Annotated in this window: 1 rRNA gene; it reads left to right on the top strand. The window is 36.9% G+C overall.

The annotated features are described in order from the left end of the window. Positions 1–77 (top strand): 16S ribosomal RNA (locus tag H5088_RS20145); the annotation flags it as partial. Positions 78–401 lie beyond the last annotated feature (324 nt).

Below are 401 nucleotides of genomic sequence, written 5' to 3'. Positions count from 1 at the left end.
CCACGGAGTGATTCATGACTGGGGTGAAGTCGTAACAAGGTAGCCCTAGGGGAACCTGGGGCTGGATCACCTCCTTATACGATTTAGAACTTATTTGTTCGTAGTGTCCACACAGATGATTGTTAATTAGTGCTTGTCCTTCGGGATAACTAATTAATATGCTCTTTAAAAATTTGGAAAAGCTGATAATAAAATTCTGATAGATACTTTGTATTTATCAAGAGTTTTCAAAAGTAAAAAAGAATGGTAGCAGTACCATTCAGTGCCATTTAATTAACGTTTTACGTTGATTGATTGGTATCTACTTTAGTATTCAATATTAACTTCTGGCGAAGTTAAACTGTCACAAAACAAAGACCCGTTTGGGTTGTATGGTTAAGTGACTAAGCGTACACGGTGGA

Source organism: Pseudoalteromonas sp. SR43-3, assembly GCF_014163875.1.
Classification (GTDB): domain Bacteria; phylum Pseudomonadota; class Gammaproteobacteria; order Enterobacterales; family Alteromonadaceae; genus Pseudoalteromonas; species Pseudoalteromonas distincta.
The sequence above is the reverse complement of the archived record's forward strand: the minus strand, read 5'-3'. Positions and strand labels throughout refer to the sequence as shown.